This window comes from Collinsella sp. TM04-29, assembly GCF_003466565.1.
In the GTDB taxonomy this organism is placed as follows: domain Bacteria; phylum Actinomycetota; class Coriobacteriia; order Coriobacteriales; family Coriobacteriaceae; genus Collinsella.
The window spans coordinates 199,463-219,422 of record NZ_QSPW01000003.1 but is presented as its reverse complement, the minus strand read 5'-3'; the positions used below and the strand labels follow the sequence as shown (position 1 = coordinate 219,422).

17 protein-coding genes and 1 other RNA gene are annotated in these 19,960 nt (G+C 59.8%); 4 read left to right on the top strand and 14 right to left on the bottom strand.

Features of this window, described 5'->3' with window-relative positions; genetic code table 11:
• Positions 1-139: 139 nt before the first annotated feature.
• The gene (locus tag DXD39_RS07725) at positions 140-823 is read left to right on the top strand and encodes a hypothetical protein (protein ID WP_117803711.1); all 684 of its coding nucleotides are present in this window, start codon (positions 140-142) and stop codon (positions 821-823) included.
• A 158-nt stretch (positions 824-981) separates the two neighbouring features.
• Positions 982-1,281, top strand: a complete 300-nt coding sequence (locus tag DXD39_RS07720) for a YhbY family RNA-binding protein (RefSeq protein WP_117563618.1) — start codon at positions 982-984, stop codon at positions 1,279-1,281.
• A gap of 69 nt (positions 1,282-1,350) precedes the next feature.
• On the opposite strand, the gene DXD39_RS07715 is transcribed toward DXD39_RS07720, so the two are convergent.
• From DXD39_RS07715 to ssrA, 8 genes are all read right to left on the bottom strand, one after another.
• Complete coding sequence (locus tag DXD39_RS07715; protein ID WP_117803689.1) at positions 1,351-4,350, bottom strand: BTAD domain-containing putative transcriptional regulator; 3,000 nt, start codon at positions 4,348-4,350, stop codon at positions 1,351-1,353.
• Positions 4,351-4,798: 448 nt separating this feature from the next.
• Positions 4,799-5,527, bottom strand: a complete 729-nt coding sequence (gene nagB / locus DXD39_RS07710) for a glucosamine-6-phosphate deaminase (RefSeq protein ID WP_055251013.1) — start codon at positions 5,525-5,527, stop codon at positions 4,799-4,801.
• Positions 5,528-5,799: 272 nt separating this feature from the next.
• Positions 5,800-6,267 carry a PTS glucose transporter subunit IIA gene (locus DXD39_RS07705; RefSeq protein WP_316242586.1) on the bottom strand — a complete coding sequence of 156 codons (468 nt, stop codon included), beginning with the start codon at positions 6,265-6,267 and terminating at the stop codon, positions 5,800-5,802.
• A 101-nt stretch (positions 6,268-6,368) separates the two neighbouring features.
• Positions 6,369-7,706, bottom strand: a complete 1,338-nt coding sequence (gene glmM / locus DXD39_RS07700; RefSeq protein WP_006234694.1) for a phosphoglucosamine mutase — start codon at positions 7,704-7,706, stop codon at positions 6,369-6,371.
• A gap of 122 nt (positions 7,707-7,828) precedes the next feature.
• Positions 7,829-8,224 (bottom strand): 30S ribosomal protein S9, encoded by a 396-nt coding sequence (gene rpsI / locus DXD39_RS07695; protein WP_022094634.1) that lies wholly within the window; start codon positions 8,222-8,224, stop codon positions 7,829-7,831.
• Between the two features lie 2 nt (positions 8,225-8,226).
• Entirely contained in the window at positions 8,227-8,670 is a 444-nt protein-coding gene (gene rplM / locus DXD39_RS07690) for a 50S ribosomal protein L13 (protein ID WP_022094635.1), read from the bottom strand.
• A 130-nt stretch (positions 8,671-8,800) separates the two neighbouring features.
• Positions 8,801-9,706 carry a patatin family protein gene (locus DXD39_RS07685; RefSeq protein ID WP_117803688.1) on the bottom strand — a complete coding sequence of 302 codons (906 nt, stop codon included), beginning with the start codon at positions 9,704-9,706 and terminating at the stop codon, positions 8,801-8,803.
• Between the two features lie 608 nt (positions 9,707-10,314).
• Positions 10,315-10,678, bottom strand: a transfer-messenger RNA (tmRNA) gene (gene ssrA / locus DXD39_RS07680).
• 239 nt (positions 10,679-10,917) lie between these two features.
• Between ssrA and DXD39_RS07675 the strand changes: the two genes are divergently transcribed.
• A complete protein-coding gene (locus tag DXD39_RS07675) occupies positions 10,918-11,337 on the top strand; it encodes a hypothetical protein (protein WP_117803687.1) in 420 nt (139 codons plus the stop codon).
• A gap of 73 nt (positions 11,338-11,410) precedes the next feature.
• Here the strand turns inward: DXD39_RS07675 and DXD39_RS07670 are convergent, their stop codons facing one another.
• The 6 genes from DXD39_RS07670 to DXD39_RS07650 form a co-directional block, all read right to left on the bottom strand.
• On the bottom strand, positions 11,411-11,926 hold the full coding sequence (locus DXD39_RS07670) for a type II toxin-antitoxin system VapC family toxin (protein ID WP_158565484.1): 516 nt from the start codon (positions 11,924-11,926) through the stop codon (positions 11,411-11,413).
• Complete coding sequence (locus DXD39_RS10180; RefSeq protein WP_158551554.1) at positions 11,923-12,276, bottom strand: hypothetical protein; 354 nt, start codon at positions 12,274-12,276, stop codon at positions 11,923-11,925. The genes DXD39_RS07670 and DXD39_RS10180 overlap by 4 nt, the downstream gene beginning before the upstream one ends.
• Before the next feature lie 143 nt (positions 12,277-12,419).
• The gene (locus DXD39_RS07665) at positions 12,420-14,435 is read right to left on the bottom strand and encodes a heavy metal translocating P-type ATPase (RefSeq protein ID WP_233541144.1); all 2,016 of its coding nucleotides are present in this window, start codon (positions 14,433-14,435) and stop codon (positions 12,420-12,422) included.
• A 78-nt stretch (positions 14,436-14,513) separates the two neighbouring features.
• On the bottom strand, positions 14,514-14,759 hold the full coding sequence (locus tag DXD39_RS07660; protein WP_055250999.1) for a DUF6110 family protein: 246 nt from the start codon (positions 14,757-14,759) through the stop codon (positions 14,514-14,516).
• A gap of 195 nt (positions 14,760-14,954) precedes the next feature.
• On the bottom strand, positions 14,955-16,712 hold the full coding sequence (locus DXD39_RS07655; RefSeq protein WP_117803684.1) for an ABC transporter ATP-binding protein: 1,758 nt from the start codon (positions 16,710-16,712) through the stop codon (positions 14,955-14,957).
• A complete protein-coding gene (locus DXD39_RS07650) occupies positions 16,713-18,536 on the bottom strand; it encodes an ABC transporter ATP-binding protein (RefSeq protein ID WP_117803683.1) in 1,824 nt (607 codons plus the stop codon).
• Between the two features lie 120 nt (positions 18,537-18,656).
• On the opposite strand from DXD39_RS07650, the gene DXD39_RS07645 reads away from it, so the two are divergent.
• Positions 18,657-19,655 carry a helix-turn-helix transcriptional regulator gene (locus tag DXD39_RS07645; RefSeq protein ID WP_117803682.1) on the top strand — a complete coding sequence of 333 codons (999 nt, stop codon included), beginning with the start codon at positions 18,657-18,659 and terminating at the stop codon, positions 19,653-19,655.
• Positions 19,656-19,960 lie beyond the last annotated feature (305 nt).

Sequence of the window (19,960 nt, the reverse complement as noted above, 5' to 3'; positions counted from 1 at the left end):
GCAAGCTGATCGGCGGCGGGCTGACGATTCTTTTGAATGGGATAAGCGGGCTCGGCATTTTCGGCCGTTGGAGACTGCCCCGTATGCCCGGGACTTTATGAAGCTGTTGGCGTTAAAGCCTGGGGAATCCGTGCTGGATATGGGGTGTGGAGCTGGGTCGATTGCTATTCCGCTTGCTCAGGCTGGGCATCCTATAATTGCGGCAGATTTCTCTCCTGCTATGTTGGGCACGCTTGATGCTGGCATTGAGTACTATGGGCTCGAGGATCGCATTACGCCGCTTGAGCTTGCTTGGGATGATGATTGGGATTTGGTTGGACCGGTCGCGAAAGCGGTGGATGTTGCCTTTGCCAGTCGGTCGGTTACGACGACCAATCTAAAAGATGCGCTTGCCAAGCTTGATCGAACGGCTCGTCGGCGTTGTGCTGTCACGATGGTCGCTAACTCCAGCCCGCGCTATGATCTGCACTTGATGAACGCTATCGGCGCCTCGGTTACCTGCAGCAATGGCTTTGTGTACGCCTTCAACATCCTCATTCAGATGGGTGTGTTGCCGCAGGTTACATACTTTGAATCGCCTCGTCGCGATACCTTCGATAGCCTTGAGGCAGGTGTGGCGGATTTTTCCCGTATGCTCGAGCATGGCAACGAGGATAAGATCGACCGTCTGCGCGACTACATCGCCCAGCACATGATTGAGAACCCCCATGCCGGTGAGCCGGGATCCAAGGGCGTGCCGCAGGGGCGCTATATGCTCGATCATGTCCGTAAGGTTCGCTGGGCGTTTATTGCATGGGAACCGGTCTCTGAATCCCGCTCGTAGCCCGTTCACAGCCCGAGCTGCCCATCACCTCGGCATCCGCATTCTTTGCGAACTGGGCAAACGCGCTCCACACCGTGCCGTTCCTGCGCTATCGTGGGACAGCTCACGTAGATTAAGGCCCCGTCGCGGGGCGCCCCATACATAGAAAGCGAGAACCCATGGCACTGACAGGAGCCCAGGTCAAGCAGCTTCGCAGCATGGCCCATCACCTCAACCCCGCCATCATCATCGGTAAGTCCGATGTCAACGAGGGCACCGTCGAGCAGACGGTCGCCTACCTGGAGAAGCATGAGCTCGTTAAGTGCTCCGTGCTCGATGGCTCCAGTCTTTCCGCCCGCGAGGCCGCCGAAGAGCTCTCCGAGCGTTGCCACGCCGAGGTCGTCCAGGTCATCGGCCGCAAGTTCTCGCTGTATCGCGAGTCCTCGCGCAAGGACATCGAGAAGATCAAGCTCGTCTAAGAGCCAATGATCCGGCGAGTCAACACATAGCAAGCTTACGGGTGCCCAAGTACTTCGGGCGCCCGTTTTTTATCGCTCGACCAGCACGCGATTGAGCCGCCCCTCCACCAAGCGCTCGTATAGACGCCGCGTCTCGGGCTCGGGCACGCCATTGACCTGCTCCCTTAGATGGTGCATATGCCCGCTGTACAGCTCGACGATATCGCGCCGCCGCCCCGCCGCACTGTAGACGCGCATGGCGCAGCGCACCATATCCTCACGCGCTGTTTCCTGCCGAAGCCCCGACTCCGCCAGCCAAATCGCCGACTGCAGATCGTTTTCTTCTAGAGCGGCATTTGCTCCCTTAATCATGCAATCGATGTACTTTGACTGCATAATGCGTCGCATACGCAAAAAGTAGGTGGGGTTACAGCCATTGGGAACATACAGCGGTCCGGCATAAAGCTGCTCAATCTTAAGGCACAGTTCAACTAAATGGGGCCCGCGCGCACCCGTGCGATTTCCCAAAACCTCGCGGCTTATCTGGTCAAACAGCCGTACATCGGTCTTGACGTAGTCGCCGTTGAGTCCGATGCATTCATTTTGGATGAGCACACACGACTTGCCATCCGGCGTCGGTCCCAAAGCCGACCGCAAGCGCGATATCGTCGAGTACAGGTTGTTGCGGGCGCTATTGAACTCGGCATGGGGCCACAGCTCCATGGCCAGCGTCTCACGATCGACGAGCGCATCCATGCCCAGCGCAAGCCGCTCGGCAAGTGTCGCCGCCTTCTTGCGCCGCCACATTTTGTCCGTGATGGGAAACCCATCGCGCTCGGCGCGAAACGCACCAAACATGCGAATCTCGATATGGTCGATGGTATCAACGGCTTCAACCTCGCCGGCCTGGAACAGGCGCTCGCCCTCCCCTTCCAGATCGTCGCGCAGCGAATACCGCGATAACTCGCGCACGGGAAGCTTCTTGCGAATCCTGGTCGCCGGCTCGCCCAGACAATGCATGGCAAGGCGCGCAAAGAGCCGATACGATGGCTCTAGAATCCCCGCACGATTCATGGACATCCAGGCCGCAAGATCGCTGTCTCGGCCCGCACAGGCCAAATGCAGCGCCACCATCCAGGCCTCCGCTCCACCAACCTGCGTCTGGCTTATATCGAGCAACTCCGCTTCCTCGCGCACCGAAACCATCGAGGTGTTACGCAGATACGCCGCGCGCTCCAACAGCAATGCGTTATCGCGCATGTACGCAATCGACTCCTCGGCAAGTTTGAGCACTTGGACCGCACGGAACTTTGCATTAACCGGCCGTCCCTCTGCCAGCGACTGCCAGCCTTCTAGCAACAGGCCAAACAGCTGAATCTGGTTGTCGCGCATGCGCACGGCAAAACGATCGAGCTCGTTGAATGCCGCGTCGTCGGTTACCGGCAAGCCGGAAAGGAGCCGCCGTGCCGCCAACACCATGCGCACCCAGATAGCCATCGCCTTAAGCCCACGTACGTCGAGCGCCTCCCGCACCACCGTCATCTCGTCGTCGCGCTCGTCGGTTCCCGCAAACGACCCGTCAAAAAGCTCCACCAGCATGCTGTCGGCCCGTATAACAATCCCCGCGATGTCGAGCTCGCAGTCGTAGGCCTTGCTCGTTTTGAGCTGCTGTAGAACGCCGCCGTCATCTCCCCGCTCGGTCAGGCAGCGCTTGACCTCGATATGCGCGGACAACATATCGAGTGCGGTATGGGATGTCTCGATTTCTGGCACGGTCAGGTTCGTAGGAAGCCCAAGCCCGTTGTCCCCATAGCAAACAGCCGTCAGTGTCTGGGCCACCCTCCATGAAACAGGGTCTATTTCGCAGGCCGCCCGTTCGCCCCCGCGCTCGATGACCGATGCCATATAGCGAGCGAGCTTTGTATTGGACACGCTGACCGCTGCCAGATATACGCCAAGCGCCTCGGCAGGCGTTGGCTCTGGAGCCGGATCCTCGGCATCGATCGTGCCCAGCGCTGCTCGGCAGATATCGGCCCCGTGCCCCGTCAGAGCCAGATCGACCCCATACTGCCCAGCAAGTTCAAGGACCGCATCACGGTCCAAAAAGGCGTCCGCCAGGCCCATCGCCGCATCGCATCGGCCCGCCTTAAGCAAAATCCGGGCCGCCCTCGGAACAAGTTCGGGGCGAACCTCGGCCACCAACTTACGCAAGCGCAAGCGTCCGTTATCCTCCGTGCCCAGACACGTAAAACTCCGCTCGGCGGGGTCCAAGCCAAAGATCGGGTAGTCGCGTACGAAGTAGGACTGGTCGACCATCGATAGCCTCACCCCGCAAGCCTCGAGTTCTGCGATATTGCCCTCGCCCATCAAAATCATGAGACATGCCACGCAAAACAGTGCATTATTGTCGAGCGAAGCCAAGTCGACAAGTGCCGCGCCATATACGTTGACAATCTCGTTTTCGAGCAGACCGGCTACGTCGCCTTGGCCATACAGACCCGTCTGCAATGCCGAAACGAGCTCGGGCACGCCCTGCGTGAGCTGATAAAAGTCGAGCGATGTGCTGATTGAAAACGCCGATGCCCACGCCGAATACTCATAGGCATGCACCTTGAGCATCTGCGCATTGATCTTAACCGAATCGCCCAGCCCATGAATCAGTTGACGATTTGAAGGACGGCAGGAGATAAAGACCCCCACCCCCATAGCGCGCAGGCCGCGAATCCTGTCGATGAGGTCTTCGGTATCGTGCTGATCGAGGTTTGGCACATTATCAATCGCGATAAGGGAGTGCGGTTTGTCTTTGAGTTCTTCGGTAACCACCTCGAGCTGCATAAACACCTCGCGCCCAGTGGCGCGATCGGCCTCGATAATCCGCACGGGGCCTCGCGTCGGGTCGCATTTAACCTCATGGGTGTACTGCAGCAGCACCGAGGTCTTCCCAAACCCGTCGGGCGCATAAAGAACCACGATGCCGGCCTTTCGGCCCTTGGCGAGAAGCTCATTCATCAAGCGTTCGCGTCGCACCATATAGCCACCGCCCAGCGGCATCAGCTCGAGGTCGTCCATACTGCCCAAATCGTTTACCATGCCCGCTCCTCAACTCGACCGTATGGACACTGTAACCGCAAGACCATACAAGCCGCGCTATGAATAGAGCGACCTTGTGTTCTAGGTTGTCTTTTGGTACGCAAGCGGCAAGTTTTTGTACAGCGAGGGCCGATTGTTATTAATCCCCCGACTAATCGGTCTTTAAGCAGGTAAATGAGCTTGTCAGCTTGTCCCATCTAAGCGGCAGTGTAACGCAGATGAACAAGGTTCAGCTATGTCATTCAACTCGCCTAGCACCCGCTACCGTCTACGACCTTTTAGTGGCATTTTTGCATAGAATCTGGTATGGAATGAATCAAGCTGTTGGGCATCCGGCATTCGTCAAGCTTGCGGCAAGATTTTGGTCAAGCGGGCGGAGAGGGATAACAAAAAGGCCCCCGCAAAGCGGAGGCCTTAGGCAAGGCTATGTCGAGATGCAGGATTCGCGCTACTCGCAGAGCGAAAGGGCGGCCTCGTCGGCAACGACAACGCAGTTGGTGTGCAGCTGCAGGATCGAAGCCGGGCACGCGGGCGTAACCGGACCATAGCACATGTCATGCACGGCCTGAGCCTTGGCCTCGCCGTTGGCGACGACTAGGATCATGCGGGCATACATGATGGTCTGGGTACCCATGGTGTAGGCCTGACGGGGAACATCGTCGATGCTGTCGAACAGGCGGCTGTTGGCCTGAATGGTGCTCTCGGTGAGGTCGACGCAGTGCGTGCCCTTGGAGAAGTGGTCATCGGGCTCGTTGAAACCAATGTGGCCGTTGTTGCCAATGCCGAGCAGCTGCAGATCCGGGTAACCGGCGGCGGCGACGATCTTGTCGTACTCAGAGCAGGCAGCGGCGGCGTCGGGGTTGGAACCGTCGGGCACATGCGTGTTGTTCAGGTCGATGTTGATGTGATCGAAGAAGTTCTCACGCATGAAGTAGTGATAGCTCTGGGGATCGTCGTGCGAAAGGCCGCGATACTCGTCCAGGTTGTAAGTGCTGACCTCGGCAAAGTCGACGTCACCCTTCTCGTACCAAGCAGCGAGCTGCTTGTAGGCACCGATCGGGGTGGAGCCGGTGGCAAGACCCAGCACGCAATCGGGCTTGAGGATAACCTGCGCCGAGATGATATTGGCGGCCTTGCGGCTCATATCCTCGTAGTCTTTAGCTTTAATGATCTTCATTACGCGTCCTTTCTCGTACAAGAGAGGCAAGGCTCCCCTTACAAGCACTTGCCCGCGGCCCGCGTCGGCCGCAACCAACGTGTGCGGCCACCAGGGCGAGGTCGCGTAATGTATGTGTCTCGTGTCTAGCCGCGTCGAGGCCCCTGCCCGTCCACGGTGACCCAAAGCCGTTTAGCTTCGGACAAATCCCATCTTGCCACGGAGGGCGCCCTCTTTCAAGGGCGCCCTCCATAAACGTGTTTGAATTGTAGGCTAATGGCCACGTGCACTTACTAGCGCTCGCGAGCAACGATGAGCTGGTCCATCTCTTCGACATGCGCACCAACGGAGCCCTTGATACTCGAGAACTCAACGGAGTTGCACACCAAGATGGGAACCGTCACATCGTAGCCCTCGGCAGCAATTGCCTCGCGATCGAACTCGATGAGCACGTCACCCTTATGGACGACATCGCCCACCTGTGCATGCACGCTAAAATGCTTGCCCTCAAGCTGAACAGTGTCCAAGCCAACGTGGATGAGCACGTCTAGGCCATCGACCGTGTTGAGCGCAACGGCGTGACCCGTGGGAAAAATGGCCTCGACCTTGGCGTCTGCCGGCGCAATCACACGCGTGCCGGTAGGCTGAATCGCCACGCCCTGGCCCAAAAGGCCGGTGGCAAATGTCTGGTCATTGACCTCGGACAACGGAATGACGTCGCCCGAGATGGGAGCATCCAGCGTAAGAACTCGTCCACGCATACCAAAAGACCTTAGGACTTTAGTGAACATGCTCCCCCTCGGACATACCAATCAATCAAAATAGCTTTAACAGTTTACCACTTGGCACCCGTTTTTGACCATTAGGGAAGTTCGCGCTTGACAACCTCGACGATGTCGTCGACAACACGCTGAGTGAGCTCGTGCGTCTCCGCCTCGGCCATAACACGGACCAGCGGCTCGGTACCGCTCGGGCGCACCAGAATGCGGCCGCGGCCGTCAAGCTCCTTCTCGGCGGCAGCGACGGCGTCCCAAATGGGCTGGCAATCGTCCAGGCCGGCCTTGTTGTCGGAATGCACGTTGACGAGTACCTGCGGGTACTTCTTCATGATGCCGGCAAGATCGGTGAGGGTACGACCGGTGCGCTTGAGCACGGCCAGCAGCTGCAGAGCCGTCACCAGGCCGTCACCGGTGGTGTTGTGCTCCAGGAAGATGATGTGGCCGGACTGCTCGCCGCCGATGACGGCGCCGTCCGCGAGCATGCGCTCCAGAACGTAGCGGTCGCCCACGGCGGTCTGAACCATCTCGAAGCCCTGCTCTTTCATGGCAATGGAGAAGCCCAGGTTGCACATGACGGTCGAGACGATCTCGGAGTTGGCGAGCTTGCCGCGAGCGGCAAGGTCAGAACCGCAGATAGCAAGGATGTAGTCACCATCGATCTCATTGCCCTCGCTGTCCACGAACAGTACGCGGTCGGCGTCGCCGTCGTGGGCCAGGCCGATGTCAGCATGGGTGCGCAGCACGAGCTCGCGCAGGGGCTCAAGGTGAGTGGAGCCGCACTCAACGTTAATGTCGGTGCCGCAGTAATCGGTGTTGATGGCATGGACCGTGGCACCCAGGCGCTGCAGCGCGGCGGGCGTAGTCTGGCAAGAAGCACCATGGCCGCAGTCGACGGCAACGACCAGGCCGTCGAGCCTCAGGCCATCAAGCGTATCGATGGCGTGGTCGACGTACGCCTTGCGAGCGTCCTTCATCTTGATGATGTGGCCCACGCCGGCACCGGTCGGCAGCGTGTCGGCAGCCATAGCTTCCTCGGACATGACCCAGGCGCTGATCTCTTCCTCGACCGCATCGGGAAGCTTCATGCCCTTGCGGCTAAAGAACTTGATGCCGTTGAACTCCGGAGGATTGTGCGAAGCAGAGATGACGATGCCGCCGTCGAGCTCATTTTGGACAGTGAGCAGCGCCACGGCCGGCGTAGGGATAACGCCGCAGCAATGCGGGCGGCCGCCCTCGGCCATGATGCCGGCGGTCAGAGCACTCTCGAGCATAGTGCCCGAAAGACGCGTGTCGCGACCGATGCAAATGTCCGGACCAAGGAACTTGGTCGCCGCACGGCCAAGGCGAAACGCGAGGTCACACGAGAGGTCGGCGTTGGCGACGCCACGGACGCCGTCGGTACCGAAGATGTTCTGGGGCATAGGATTGCTCCTTCCCTAGCAGGCGATATGCACCGCCCACCCTAGTCGAAAAAGAAAAGCGGGACCCGCCGAGGAATCGGCAGGCCCCGCTTGTACATTGTATCTCGAAAGGAGATAAAACCTTAGCGCTTGGAGAACTGGGGAGCGCGGCGGGCCTTCTTGAGGCCGTACTTCTTGCGCTCGACCACGCGAGCATCGCGCGTAAGGAAACCGGCCTTCTTAAGGTCAGCACGGTAGTCGCCAGCGTTCAGAAGAGCGCGAGCGATGCCCAGGCGCAGAGCGCCAGACTGACCGGAGATGCCGCCGCCATCGCACAGAGCGATAACGTCGAACTGACCGGCGGTGTCGGTCACCTTGAAGGGAGCAAGGGCGTTCTCAACGAGCTGATGACGGCCGAAATACTGCTCGGCGTCACGCTTGTTGATGGTCACCTTGCCGGTGCCGGGGACGAGACGGACGCGGGCGACGGCGTTCTTACGACGGCCGGTACCCTGGTAGACAACGGTGTTCTCAGCCATCTTTAAGCCTCCAGCTCAATCTTCGTGGGGTTCTGGGCAGCGTGCGGATGCTCGGCACCAGCGTAGACCTTAAGCTTGGTCATCTGGGCACGGCCGAGGGTGGTCTTGGGCAGCATACCGCGAACGGCGCGCTCGATGACCTTCTCCGGGTGCTTCTCCATAGCCTGGCGGAAGCTCTCAGCCTTGAGGCCGCCGTTGTAGCCGCTGTGGCGATAATAGGTCTTCGTGTCGGCCTTGTTACCGGTAAGCTGGACCTTATCGGCGTTGATGACGACAACGAAGTCGCCGCAGTCGCTGTTGGGCGTGAACTGGGGCTTGTTCTTACCGCGCAGGATCATTGCGATCTGGGTGGCAAGACGGCCCAGGACAGCACCATCGGCGTCGACGAGAACCCAGTTGCGCTGGACCTCGCCCTGCTTGGCGTAGTGAGTCGATTTCGAAATCACTTAGACTCCTCCATGTACAGTACGTGTTGTTACAGAGATTCACGGGGCTCTGCAAGTAACCCGTCCATATTACCCCGCTCGCCGTACGAGTCAACAGGTATTTTGGCTCCGACCAGAGTTTCTGCACATGTCATCCACGAGCCGTGATGTCGCAGCGTTGACGCTCGACAAACGCCTCGATATCTCCCAGCAAGCGCTTTGCCTCCTGACGGCCCTGGATATACAGGTCCAAAAGCTTTGCCGGATCGTGCTCGACATGGCCGACCTCGACCGGCTTTTGCGGAGCAATGACCAGCGCGCGGCCCTCGCGCTCATACTTCCACAGGTGCATGCGCTGGAGGTTATAGCGGTCGTGGCGCGTCTCGATAGCCTCGAGCAGATAGGGGTAGTCGACATAGCGGGCGCGCGCGGCAGGCATAAACTCGTAGGGCTTTTTCTCGTACGAGCGGTCCTGCGTGACAATGACAACCGCGCGATCGAAGCCCGCCTCCTCCAGCACGTGCTCGATGGGGACCGAATCGGCTACGCCGCCGTCGACGTATTTGTGCCCGTCAATCTCGACCGGCGGCGTCACCAGCGGCAGCGACGTCGAGGCGCGCGCGGCATCGAGGTCAAGTACGGCGCTTTTGACCGGCAGGTACGCGGCGGTTCCAAAGAGCATATCCGTCGCGACGGCGTACATCTCGATGGGGCTCGCGTCGAACGTCTCGTTGTCAAAGGGATCCAGACGGTCCTGAACATCGTTGAAGATAAAGTCGTAACCCACAATAGAACCCGTGGACGCAAACGATGCGGCACCCATGAAGCGGCTGTCGCTGCAGAAAGCCAGGTTGATGCGGTTGGCACGGCCGATCTGGTGCGACTTGTAGTTCACGCCGTTGAGGGCGCCGGCCGATACGCCATATACCGCCGGAATCTCGACGCCGGCCTCCATGAGAACGTCGAGCACGCCCGCGGTAAACTGCCCGCGAAAACTGCCGCCCTCCAGGACGAGCGCGACCCTGCCGGCGTTCTTTGCTTTATCTTCTGCAGTCATGTTGACCTCCTGCGATTGCGTTTTGGCTTTCTTCTACCCAGTTTTGGAATGGAGGGCGCATGGGTTTTGGAGTTGAGGGGGCGGCTGGCGGAAAGCACGTCCCGTTCTGAGGGGCGATTCCGGGATGCGCTTTCCGCCTGGGTTGCCATGGGGAAAGCATGTCCCACTCTACGGCTCGATTCCGGGTCGCAGCTTCCACTTGAGGCGTCATCCGGAAAATGTATCCCATTCCGAGCTTAGATTCCGGGATGCGGTTTCCGCCTGGGCAGTCATTGGGAAAACGCGTCCCACTCTGCGTCACTGAGGCGTTTTCTTTACGCCCGCGCCCTGCATAGAGTTCGATTCTCCGCGGTACGGGGGATCCGTTGATGCTGGGCGAGGCCAGCTGAAATTCGATAAACATCGCATCTATATTGGGCTGAAGCTTTGCGCGAAGAATCCGCGTATTTGCTGCACCGGCTTCGGCCGGCTGCCGCCGCCCTCGCCCGCGGGCTACAAACGCTTCGCGTTTGCTTAACGCCCGCGCCCTGCACAGAGTTCGATTCTCCGCGGTACGGACTAGAAATAAAAAGACAGGCAGATACGAATATCTACCTGCCTGTTACTTATGGTGGAGGCGCGGAGAATCGAACTCCGGTCCACGAAAGCCCCCTGATTGGCATCTCCAAGCTCAGTCGCTGGTTTAGTCTCGGACGCCTTGCGCGCAGCGACACGCTCGCGACGTCCTAACCGGTTCGGTCTTAGCCCGCGCCATACCGATTACGTGCGCAGGAGGATTCCCCTAAGATGACGTCGCGCCGGTGTCGGGGAAATCACCGGGTTGACGCGCCGCCATAAATTAAGCAGCGAGAGCCATAGGCTCAAAAGAAGAGTTGTTGTCAATTCAATTTGACGGTACCCCTGTTTAACGAGGCGAGGAGACCTCGGCTTGCTTCCTCTCTCAGAGCTATCGTGTCGAAACCAGTCGCCCCCGAATGTCGGGAAAGTCTGGATGGTATCGGGCCTGCAAACACCCGATAACCGTCGACTTTTCAAGGAACATACGGGGCGAGCCCCGCTTGTGGAGTGTTATCTTACCACGTTCTGAAAGCGGACAGCTGTTCTATGCACGAGCTGTGAAGACCCCAATGTGCGCCGCACTTCGCACTTTTGTTACCGATCGCGTCACGTATATTTTCGCCAAGCAAAATTGACCCGTCGAAAGGACCGTTATGGATACCAAGCAGCAACTCGTCGATGCCCTCGCAGGCCTGGGCTCAACCATTACCGAAGCTATGGATGTCATCGAGGGCTTTGTCCCCTGCGGACATCCCGCCCTCACGGTATCGAACGCACTCGTCGCGCTGGACGTTGACGATGATGCAGCTCTCGCCCAGCAGCTTGAGACCGTCGAGGGCTTTATCGACCACGTGAGTGAGAACCGCGGCGTGGCCGCCTACCACGGTATCGAGGTCGAGCTCGCGGGTCCCAAGGCCGATCTGTTCGCAGCAATCCGCGAGGTAGGCGCCCTTATGCAGACCGCAGGCGTCAAGAACACCCAGGTCAACGAGTGGGTCTACCGCAGTCTGGCAGCACTCGACAGCTCCGACGAAAAGGCAGCCGAGCAGCTCGCAGAAAGTCCCGCCATTTAGGCCGCGCTTTTGTAAATAGCAGACGCGGGCCCCTTGGCGCATCGTCGTCCAAGAGGCCCGCAAACAGTTCGCGTTAACCGATTGCCACGCCACCACGTTCGGCCAAAGCCAGAATCGGCATTATTTGGCGCGGGGTCTTTGCTGCAAGATCGGCATGTTCGAGCAGTTTGCGATCGTTAGTTACCAAGTAATCAACCTGTGCGCGTTTGCATGCGGCGAGTACCAAGTTGTCCTCGTAATCGCGATGGAGCGCTAAGTATTTGTCGGCCAGCCAAAGGTCCGACGCATCTGCACCCACGGCCGTGGCGTTTTCGGTCATGTTCCGAACAAACGCCAACGCCGCATCGCCAATTGCACGGGCAGATGCCTCGTCGAGCACTCCCCCGCTGGCAAGAACGCTACGCTTCAGCTCGTGTTGGACAACGTACAGCACGTCCTTGGCGATATGCACCGGAAAGAACAACGTTGCGCCCGATTCCGTCGCCCGCCCAATAAACGCACGCGCGGCAAGCGACTCGGCATGGTCGGCGCAAAACGAATCAACCCATACGTTGGCATCCACCATTATTTTGAGGGGAGCCCCGCTCACAGGATCATCCCCTTTTGGCGATAGTGCTCGTCCATGGCTTCGGAATAGATTGTTTCCCAACCGCGATCGTCGGATACGGGCGACGTAGCGATGCCCAGGTCCGCGTAAAGCTGATCTGCCGCCGCCCATGATGCGGCGAACGGAGTATCGGGCGCGACGGTCTGCTGCCGGTCGTCGACGGCCGCAAGCACTTCCTCGCACTGCCCGCCACCCTGCGCGACCTTGGCCACCACCTTTTTGATGAGCTCGGGCAGTGACCCGCCCGAAAGCCGCAGCACCTCCTCGGCACGGTTCTTGACCTGGCGATCTACGCGAACGTTCACCTGCGCCATGCCGCTAACAGCACCCACGTCGATCCCGCTCCCTTCAATTGCTAGCCCTGCTAGCAACACTATATAGAGAAGCTAGCACATGGTCAAACGCAAAAGGCCTGCGCCCAGACGACACCAATGCCGTCTGGGCGCAGGCCAGATAACGTGGGCGAACACGTCTGCTAACGCAGGTAAGCCTTCGCGTTGCTCAGGCTGTAGGCAATCGTCGAGCCGTTGTGCAGCAGCGACGACGCTTGCGGGGTAATCGTGCCGGTAATGCCCAGTGCCAAGAGTGCTGAGTTGGTAAGCATCACCTTAGAATAGGAACTCGTCAGACGATCAATGAGGCCCTGGCTCATGCGGCGCAGGCGAACAATCGCCGCGAGGTCCGTATCGGTCAGGATGATGTCGGCGACCTCCTTGGCGATGTCGCTTCCGCCACCCATCGCCAGGCCCACGTCGGCCAAACCGAGCGCCGGCGAATCGTTGACGCCGTCGCCCACCATGGCAACATGGCGCCCCTCGCCCTTAATGCGCTCCACATACGCGTACTTGTCCTCGGGCAGCAGCTCGGCCTTAAACTCGTCGACCCCCGCCTCTCGCGCAATGCGCTCGGCCGTGCGCTCGGAATCGCCCGTGAGCATGACCACGTGCTTGACGCCCAACGCGTGCAGGTCGGCGATGGCCTCGCGGACCCCGGGCTTAAGCGGGTCCTCGATACCGAGCACGCCCACAACGGTGCCGTCGACCGCCAGATACAGCGGCGACAGTCCCTGCATCTGGGACTCAATGCGCTCCTTAATGTCGGAATCGAGCTGCGCGCTCTCGTCCTCAAACACAAAGTGTGCCGAGCCGATAATCGCGCGACGCCCTTCGATGGACGAAGCGATGCCGTGCGCCACAATATACTCGACCGCAGCGTGACGCTCGCGGTGCTCGAGCCCGCGCTCGCGGGCGGCGTTGACCACGGCACGCGCCACCGGATGCGGGAAATGCTCCTCCAGGCAGGCAGAAAGGCGAAGGACCTCGTCCTCGCTCCAGCCGTCGGTCGTGAGCACGCAAGCTAGGCGCGGCTGGGCCTCGGTCAGCGTACCGGTCTTGTCAAAGACAATGGTATCGGCCTTGGCAAACGACTCAAAGTACTTAGCGCCCTTGACCATAACACCCATCTTGGCAGCGTCGCTCATGGCAGTCATGACGGCGACGGAACCCGTGAGCTTGAGCGCGCACGAATAGTCGACCATCAGTGCCGCTGAGGTCTTGATGAGGCTGCGGGTGGTAAGCGCGACCAGGCCCGCGAGCAGGAAGTTCCACGGGACAATCTTGTTGGCGAGGTCTTCCATGTGCGACTGGCCCTCGGACTTGAGCGAGTCGGCCGTCTGCACGAGCGAGACGATCGAGCGAAGCTTGGTCTGAGCCGTGTTGGCGCGCACGCGCACCAAGATGCTGCCGTCTTCCACGACGGTACCGGCGAACACGTCGTCGCCCACGCTGCGCTCGACGGCCAGCGGCTCGCCGGTCAGGGTCGCCTGGTTGACCATGGCACTCCCCTGCTCGACAACACCGTCGATGCAAATGGACATGCCAGTGCGCACGGCGACCAGATCGCCGGGCTCAAGCTCGGTCGCGGCAACGCTTACCTCGGTGTCGCCGACGACCTTTTGCGCCTTGTCGGGCACATCGAGCAGCGAGTTGATGAGCTCGTTTTCGCTCATGGCGCGGGTGTAGTCCTCGAGCAGCTCGCCCACGTTGAGCAGGAACATCGTCTGGCCCGCGGTGTCGACATCACGTTTGACGAACGAAATGCCGATGGCCGAAGCGTCGAGCACGGGAACGGTCAGGCGCGGCTGCGCGAGCTCGTGGAGGGCGGCACGCAAAAAGGCCATGTAACCGACCACGACAAACACCGCACGCAGAGGCGTCGGCAAGAACCAGCGGCGCGCGTAGTGGGCGCCGATAAGTGTGGCAAGATCCATGACGAGCTTGTGCTTGCGTGGCTCAAGCTGCATCACGTAACCCGTCTTTGCGTCGGCAATGGCCTGGGCATCGAGCGCGCCCAAGGCGTCGAGCACGCCCGCACGACACCGCTCGTCATATTCGAGCGCCATCTGACCGATGCGGCCGTAGACGCGCACCTTGTGCACGCCGTCGATGTCGCCGCCAAGCTTAAGAAGTGCATCGAGATCGCTCTCTGGCACAGGACCCGCCAATTGAAGACGGGTCCTGCCGGGGATCTCGCTAATAATCGAGAATCTCATAGTTTGTGCCTGGGAGCGTTACTCGGCTGCCTCGTCAGCAGCGGCCTCGCTCTGGGTGATGTAAGCAGCCTCGGCAACCATGTCGTCGACATTAGCCTTGGCCTGCTCGACCATGTCCTGGTAGCCGTTCTTGATGCGCATGCCGCACGCAATACCCTGCACGCAGGCATTCTTGACCGGAGCGCTGGTAAGCAGCTTGATGCCGGCCGTGCCAAGCAGAAAACCGCCACCGACAAGCAGGGTATTGAACGTCGACTTCTTCATGTTGCTTCTCCCTTTTGCCGCATTGGACGCGGCATGGTGCTTCAGCACCCGAGTAAACAAGTTTGCTCGAGCACGCTTTTGAAATATCTCAATTTTATCTAACTATCTAGGTCAGCCATGGCTAACCTTTTGAAAATTAACGATGCGGAGTAACCGATTGTCAATGTGACAAAGGGACTGTCCCTTTGCCCCTTCTTACAACTGCCAGGTAGCTGCTTCCTTTTGCAGCGCCACCATGCGGGCGAATTCTCCACCTGCCGCCTTGAGTTGCGCCGGAGCACCCTGCTCGGCTACCACACCATCCTTGAGCACAACGATCTTATCGGCATTTTCTACCGTGCGCATACGGTGGGCGATCACGATAACCGTCTTGCCTGCGAGCAGGCGGGAAAGCGCCTGCTGCACCACGGTCTCGTTCTCCACATCTAAACTCGCCGTCGCCTCGTCCAGCAACACGATCGGCGCGTCTTTGAGCAGCGCACGGGCGATGGAGATTCGTTGGCGCTCGCCACCGGACAGCTTGGAGCCGTTCTCGCCAATCATGGTGTCATAGCCCTGTGGCATGTGGCTCACAAACCCGTCGCAGTTGGCGGCATGCGCGGCAGCAAGCACTTCCTCATCGGTGGCATCGCGACGACCAAGACGAATGTTGCCCATCACCGTGTCGTCAAAGAGCAGCACGTCTTGGAACACGATGGCGTAGTCGCGCAGCAGCACCTCGGGGTCTACGCTCGCAACATCCACGCCGCCCACGGTGACCGTGCCTTCGGTGGCGTCCCAAAAGCGCGCGGCCAGGCGGCTCACCGTGGACTTACCGGAGCCCGAAGGACCTACCAGGGCCGTGACCTCGCCCTCCTTGGCCATGAAGCTTACATCGGTCAAGATCTTCTCGCCTGCGCGTCCGTCCTCCCCTGCACCATAGCCAAATGCAACGTGATCGAACACCACGTCATGGCCCACGGGCTCAAACTTTTCGCTCCCCCGCGCCACGGGCTCCTCCATGATGGAGCGCATGCGCTTGGCCGACGACTCGGCGGCAAACAGCTCGGACATCAACATCAACGCCTGGTCAAAGGGCGCATAGATGCGGCTCACCATGAGCAGGAAGGCAAACATCATCAAAAAGTCGACCTGGCCGGAGGCGACCATCGCGGCGCCCGTGACCAACGTGGTGGCAATCCCCAGGCGCAGGATGGCAAAGGCCGAGTTGACCAAAAGCCCATTGGCAAGCTCGCCTCTGGTGGTCTCGCGCTCCTCGGCATCGATCACGGCGTTGAGTCCCTCAAGATAATGGGCCTCCTGGTTGGTGGCGCGGATCTCGCGCACGCAGTCGAGCGTCTCTTGGATTGCCTCGGTGACTTTGACCTTCTCGGCGCGCACACGGTCGAACACCGGGGTCATGGGGCCGCGCGTCAGACACAGCATGGCAAAGGCCACGGGAACGCTCCAAAACGCCGCAATCGCCAGCTGCCAGCAAAAGAACAGCGATGACACGAACACGATGGCGCTTGCAATAATGGCACCCCAGAGTTCTCCCAGCACATGGCTGTAGGCATGCTCCATGGTCTGAACGTCACCCATGATGGTCTCGGTCAAATCGGCCAGATCGCGGCGGCCAAAAAACGACAACGGCAGTTTACGCAAGCGCTCGGCGATCTCCATGCGCTGCTTGCCGCATTCCTCGTAAAAGATGCAGTACGTGTAGTAATACTGCTGCCAGTTAGAGGCAAAGAGCAGCACAAAAAAGATAACGAGACCACCCGCGATGGGCAGCGCATCCGGCAGGTCGGCCCCATGTGCAAGATGCTCGACAAAGCCGGCCATGACCAGGAACAAAAGGCCCATGCCGGCCATGGTGATGAGATTGGTGAGTGTGGTCCAGAAGATACCGCGCTTTACGCCGGCGATGCCTTTATCGGATAGGAAATACTTCTTTTGGAATGAGGCGAACATTTAGGCCTCGCCTCCCTTCGTGACGGCGGCATCCGCGGCAGCAGTGATCTTCCAGCTCGCGGCCTGTTCGTATTCGGCCCACATCTTGGCGTATAGACCGTTTTGGGACAGCAGCTCGGCATGGGCGCCGGCCTCCTGCACACTACCCTGGTTGAGCACCACGATCTTGTCGGCCCCCACCACGGTCGAAAGCCGGTGCGCGATCATAATGACCGTGCGGCCCGCCGCCAATTTGCTAAAGGCGCGCTGGATGAGCGCCTCGTTCTCGGGGTCGGCAAAGGCTGTGGCCTCGTCGAGCACCATGATGGGCGCGTCCTTAAGAATTGCGCGGGCGAGCGCCACGCGCTGGACCTCGCCGCCCGAAAGGTACGCCCCGCCGGCGCCGAGCATGGTGTCGATGCCCTGCGGGAGCTTGGCCACGATATCGTCGCACTGGGCCGCGGAGAGGGCCGCGCGCACTTCGTCGTCAGTGGCTCCAGGCTTGGAGGCGCGCACGCTATCGGCAAGTGTTTGGCGGAACAGCTGGTTGGTCTGAAACACAAAGGCGACCTGGTCCATGAGCTCGTGCGGATCCATGTCGCGAACGTCTACGCCGCCCACAAGCACGCGACCCGAACAAACATCCCAAAAACGCGGGATCAGGCTTGCGCAGGTTGACTTACCGCCGCCCGAGGGGCCCACCAGCGCAAGGGTGCTGCCTGCGGGAACGCTAAAGCTCACATAATCGACGGCAGGCGCTTCGGCACCCTCGTAGGTAAAGCTCACGTCCTCAAAGCGCACATCGCTGCCAACAGGGTGCTTGGGCTGGGTAGGCACGGAGAGCCGCTTGGAATCCATAACGCTTCGGATGCGTGCCAGCGAATCGGCACTCATCTGAGATGCTTCGCCCACAAACATAAGCTTGGTCATAGCCGTCGGCACCACGGCCGAAAAGATCGCGTAAAACGTGAAGTTGGCCATAAAGTGCGCAAAGTCCGTCTCGCCCGGCGCCAGCAGCAACGCCACGGGCAAAAGGAATGCCACAAGGCCATTGAGCGCGGTAAGGTTGAGCACCTGCGGACCTCGGCAAAACGTGCCCGCATAGCTTTGTGCCATGTCGGCGTATTCGGCGATCGCGTCGTGGAACGCCTTAAAGGAATAGACCGTCTGCTGAAACACCTTGACCACGGGAATGCCGCGTACGTATTCGGTACCGGTCTTGTTCATCTTGACCAGCGCGCCCATGTAGGCCTTCATGAACTCGGCGCCTTTGCCGCTCATCATGGTGGCCATGGCGCCAAACGAAATGGCCACCGAGATGAGGCATGCCGCGCCCAAGCGCCAATCGAGGGCGAAAAGCAGCACGAGCAAGCCCACGACCATGGCGGCGGCGCCTGCGATATCGGGCAGCATGTGTGCGAGCAAAGTCTCGGTGGAGGCGGCGCATCCGTCTACAACACGACGCAGCTCACCGGTGGCGTGCGTGTCAAAGTAGCCAAGCGGCAGCTTAAGCAGGTGCTCGCTCGTAGTCTTGCGGATATTGGACGCGCAGCGAAACGCGGACAGATGCGTGCACATGAGCCCCACGAAATAAGCTACGATGCTTGCCAGGGCAAAACCCACGGCCCACCAGCCATACATCGCGATGTCGCAGGCTTCGCTCCAGTTAGGTGCCACGGCGATCAGATCGCGCGCGACGAGCCAAATGCACGCGTACGGGCCAAAGCTCAGCAGCTGCGAGAGCGCCGAGAGCGCCATGCCCAAATACGTTAGGAATTTACGGTCGCCGGCATATGCAAGCAGCTCGCCGATACCGCCGCCTTCCCTTTTTGATCCCTTTGCCATGAGGTTCCCTTCTGACGGCTTGAGAGTTAACCGCAATCAACTTATCATTGATATGTTAGACAAGGCTCACAATCGAGCCAGGCATGGACGTTTCCGCAAAGGAAGGGGACGCTTTTGAAAATGCATCGGGCCGCGACCGACATAACCGAGCTCTACGCACCACAGTTTGAGCAGTTTGGCCTGGAGCTTACTGGCAAGGGCGCCGTCTTTACCGGCGAGGTGGCAAACGATCGAGCGCACGGACGCGCATGGATCATGCCTCTCTCCCCTGCCTGCATCGTCATGGAGCATTTCATCACCCCGACGCACGATATGTACCTGGCCGAATACACACCCGAGCCATACGCTTGCGTGAGCGAAGTCAGCGCGCCCACACTTACATGCATGCCCGAGGCTGGCATAACGCCCGCGAACCTCAAACCATTGCATGGACCGTGGCCAAACAATGCCGTTTGCAGCTTTATCCAAGATAGCTGTGGCGAGGAATTAAGCCCGCTGTTTGCGGGGGAGCTTTATCACTCGCGCTCGGTACTCTTTTTGCCTGGATATTTTGACGAACTGGAGCACCGCTATCCCACCGAGTTCGCGGGAATCTTTGAGGCGTTTGCCGAGTCATGGCACGAGGAAGCGACGTCTGCCATCTGCCACACGCTGCGCCGGATTAACGAGGAACGCGCCCGCACCGTAGGCGGACACGTCTATATGCAGGGCATCGTGGAGACCATGGTCGCGGAGCTCGCCTGTTCGCGCGCGGCCCACAAGCAGGCACGGCAGGCGGCGAACACACGCGTCAGCATAACCATTGCCGAAGAAGCGACGGCAATGATTGAGCGCGCGCTCGACAAAGGCAGGCGTGTGGGTATCAACGAGGTGGCCGAGAGGCTCTACACAAGCCGCTCCAAACTATGCGCCACCTTTAAGGCCCAAACTGGCGAATCCCTGGGCGCCTACATTCGCAGACGCCGTATGGAGCGAGCACAGGACCTTTTGGCCGATAGCTCGCACACGATAGCGCAGGTGGCAGAGCGTCTAGGCTACCCTCAGCAGGCCGCCTTCGCCCAAGCCTTCAAGCAACACACCGGCACCACCCCCACCACCTGGCGCTCCCAACATATATAAAGAATGAGGGCGCCATCGGCGCCCTCATTCACCAAATTCCATTCAGCCCCGCCTGACCCGAACGGCCGAGTCGTCACGGAACCGAGGGGCCGGGCGCAGGGCCTTGCTTCTCAATGAGTTCCCTTCAAAACAATGGGCGTGCCGACGGCACGCCCATTCACTCTATTCCATTCAGCCCACCTGACCCGAACGGCCGAGTCGTCGCAGAACCCGGGAGCCCCGGCAGGGCGGGTGCTTGCTCAAAATGAGTTCCGCACGCAAAGAAGGCCACTTAATGTGGCCTTCGTCTTGCGCAGGACTGTTTG

Coding starts and splice junctions, on each gene's coding strand:
- DXD39_RS07650 (WP_117803683.1), bottom strand. CDS start 18,536: ATGGCAAAGGGATCAAAAAGGGAAGGCGGCGGTATCGGCGAGCTGCTT.
- DXD39_RS07655 (WP_117803684.1), bottom strand. CDS start 16,712: ATGTTCGCCTCATTCCAAAAGAAGTATTTCCTATCCGATAAAGGCATC.
- DXD39_RS07720 (WP_117563618.1), top strand. CDS start 982: ATGGCACTGACAGGAGCCCAGGTCAAGCAGCTTCGCAGCATGGCCCAT.
- DXD39_RS07675 (WP_117803687.1), top strand. CDS start 10,918: ATGGATACCAAGCAGCAACTCGTCGATGCCCTCGCAGGCCTGGGCTCA.
- glmM (WP_006234694.1), bottom strand. CDS start 7,706: ATGCCCCAGAACATCTTCGGTACCGACGGCGTCCGTGGCGTCGCCAAC.
- DXD39_RS07685 (WP_117803688.1), bottom strand. CDS start 9,706: ATGACTGCAGAAGATAAAGCAAAGAACGCCGGCAGGGTCGCGCTCGTC.
- DXD39_RS07725 (WP_117803711.1), top strand. CDS start 140: ATGGGGTGTGGAGCTGGGTCGATTGCTATTCCGCTTGCTCAGGCTGGG.
- DXD39_RS07705 (WP_316242586.1), bottom strand. CDS start 6,267: ATGCGTGGACGAGTTCTTACGCTGGATGCTCCCATCTCGGGCGACGTC.
- DXD39_RS07645 (WP_117803682.1), top strand. CDS start 18,657: ATGCATCGGGCCGCGACCGACATAACCGAGCTCTACGCACCACAGTTT.
- DXD39_RS07715 (WP_117803689.1), bottom strand. CDS start 4,350: ATGGTAAACGATTTGGGCAGTATGGACGACCTCGAGCTGATGCCGCTG.
- rpsI (WP_022094634.1), bottom strand. CDS start 8,224: ATGGCTGAGAACACCGTTGTCTACCAGGGTACCGGCCGTCGTAAGAAC.
- nagB (WP_055251013.1), bottom strand. CDS start 5,527: ATGAAGATCATTAAAGCTAAAGACTACGAGGATATGAGCCGCAAGGCC.
- DXD39_RS07660 (WP_055250999.1), bottom strand. CDS start 14,759: ATGAAGAAGTCGACGTTCAATACCCTGCTTGTCGGTGGCGGTTTTCTG.